The 2,376-nt window shown below is 50.5% G+C and carries 3 protein-coding genes; all 3 read right to left on the bottom strand.

What is annotated here, in order from left to right:
* Nucleotides 1-185: 185 nt before the first annotated feature.
* On the bottom strand, nt 186-587 hold the full coding sequence (locus tag BKN05_RS12050; RefSeq protein ID WP_249617826.1) for a hypothetical protein: 402 nt from the start codon (nt 585-587) through the stop codon (nt 186-188).
* A 14-nt stretch (nt 588-601) separates the two neighbouring features.
* Nucleotides 602-988 (bottom strand): phospholipase A2, encoded by a 387-nt coding sequence (locus tag BKN05_RS12665; protein ID WP_082150566.1) that lies wholly within the window; start codon nt 986-988, stop codon nt 602-604.
* 993 nt (nt 989-1,981) lie between these two features.
* Nucleotides 1,982-2,376: hypothetical protein (locus BKN05_RS12045; protein ID WP_286688743.1), on the bottom strand; the 395-nt coding region annotated here is incomplete at its 5' end.

Here is a 2,376-nt window from a genome sequence, read left to right as displayed (position 1 = left end):
TGGAACGTCTTCAACTGGGACGACGTTGCAGAGCGTTTCGCAGCAGCGAAGAAGTAAACCTTCCGCCGCACCATCGCTGCGGCTTGCATGAACGCCGTGTCCGCGCATTTTACGTGCCGGACACGGCGTTTTTTCGTGGCAGTTTTTATCTTCGGTGGTTTTATCTCGCGGGCAACCGTTCTGGCTTAGCGAGTTCTCCCGGAAACCATAAGTAGAATAAACCCCAGCCACAATAGTCCGGTAGCTGCAGTTATTACCCATAAAAGCTCACTAAACAGCGGTTCCCAAAAACCACCGGCGCGAAACAGCTGAGTAATAACAGAAGCAACTGCAATAACAATTCCGGTGGTAATTATCCACGCGCCGATTTTTCCTATCGCAGATGAACGATACCGCGCCCGCTTGTGGCTCCAGAGCGAAATATTTATCCCGACAAACACAACCGCGATAGCGGTGGCCAGAAGAAATAATGCGCCAACAAGAAACGGAAAACCGCCACCCGAGGCAGCGATAATGCTCATAAATACATAGAGCACGAGGGCCACGAGAACCGAAAAAATTGTGATGCTTTCCAGGGGTTTCAGCATGTTCATTCCACTCCCTAATTGTTGAGCCCTCGCCCCTTATAAAATCTCGAGCCGGCTGCACGAACGCCGCGATAATAAGCCTCAGCCACTCCTTTACAGGCCCCTGATCGAACTCCCGATCCATACGCCCGGACGCATTCAGCTATCAGCCCCGCACGAAATCGTTTATCACAGTCGATACGGTTTGTCCTACTCGAAGGGCCATAACAAATATCATGCCGGTCACAAATTGGTTTAAAATTGGCACTTCCCCACCGATCTGGCGTAAACGAGCAACCATTTTGTCGAGTGGCTACAGCACGTGTAGCAATTTTATTTTGCCCAACTACTTCAGGATCCTCAATGACAGCCACAAGTTGTTCGATTTCGATAGTCGTTGAAATTTCATCCAAACTAAACATAACTAAAAACCCTTATTGGTGGACTTTAAGGCTCACCACTTCAGCCCCGCAAGGCGTTGAATCCCTTGACGGACCATTTCCAACTGATAAACCTCATGCAGCAATTTCCGCAGTCAGTTCACACGAAAAACGTCCCAAAATCCGGACTTCGACACATTCATCAAGCATGAAAAATAACCAAACCTTTCAAACGTTCGATTATGAGACCTTACCTCTTTCCTTGATTAACAAATCTTGCTTAAGTGACTCTAATCACTTAAACAGAGAATACCGAAAAGGGCCACAAAGTCAAGACCCCCTTGTTTAACCTATAATGATCCACGTTATTTACCCTAGGGTTAGCGACTAATACTAAGATCCGTCGATGCCTGCCCCACTCCTAATCTAAGGTCGGAAAACCAGCACCTGAAGTGTCCCAGGTTTTGTTCCGTTTGAGTAGATGGAAACGACGGTTCTGATTCACCATTGAAGATCACGGGTCGCAGTATGTGAGCATTGTCCACAACCAGCGCCTGGAAGAACACGGAATTAGTGCGTCTACCGGGACTGTTGGGGATTCCTACGACAATGCTTTGGCTGAGAATGTCAACGGCTCCTCACAAGAACGAACTGATCCATACCCGCAGGTGGAGCGATGTTGTGGATGTGGAAATCGCCACGTTCGAGTGGGGCAAATGGTGGAACGAATCACCGCTCCACCAGAGCTTGGGCTACCGCACCCCGGCTGAAGTCGAAGCCGAGTTTTTGGGAACATCACCCCAGTCAAGAAATAATGGAGATCAAGGCAAATGCCTAGGATCAAAACCCAGGGCACTTCAATGAAGCCGCCGGCCCAGGTAAGCGACGACGAGCTGGTTCTGTATGGCAGTGACAAAGGGTGACAGACGGTGACAAAGGGTGCTAACCTAGGGTCATTGCCACCTGTTACGACAGGATCGGAAGAAGACCCTGGGACCCCAGCCGGACGACTGGACCCAGGGTCTTCGCCTGTCTCTAGAGGGAATCCGGGGTGGGACGGTTGAGGACCACTTTCTCATGCAGCTTCTCCCAGTACTGTTCCTCGCCCAGATGAACGGAGTTAAGTGCTCCGAGAACGGCATCTGGAATCCAGAGCAGTGGATCATCGCCACCACGTACGTGTCGTAGTCGGATGCCAGCACTTTGCCCTTGGCCCTGCAAAGCAACGATATGGGCGAGGTCTCGCTTGTTTTGTGCCTCTTGCCGGCTTTCCAAAGTGACGTTATGGACGTGCATCTCGGAGAGCTCGAAGTACATCTGCTCCAAGCATTTCCTGCGGTGTCTCTCCGTCTTCTTGCTTACTTCGCTCTGGTGGGTGATGATCGCGTGCATAGAGTCGATTCCAGAAAGTGTTTCCACGATTTTCCGGC

The sequence above is a fragment of the Corynebacterium sp. S5S1 genome, from assembly GCF_001913985.1.
GTDB classification, from domain to species: domain Bacteria; phylum Actinomycetota; class Actinomycetes; order Mycobacteriales; family Mycobacteriaceae; genus Corynebacterium; species Corynebacterium marquesiae.
This window is presented reverse-complemented; position numbering and strand designations above follow the sequence as displayed.

Bases quoted from the DNA above. Each gene is read 5' to 3' on its own strand.
- BKN05_RS12665 (WP_082150566.1), bottom strand. From the start codon at position 988: ATGTTTAGTTTGGATGAAATTTCAACGACTATCGAAATCGAACAACTT.
- BKN05_RS12050 (WP_249617826.1), bottom strand. From the start codon at position 587: ATGCTGAAACCCCTGGAAAGCATCACAATTTTTTCGGTTCTCGTGGCC.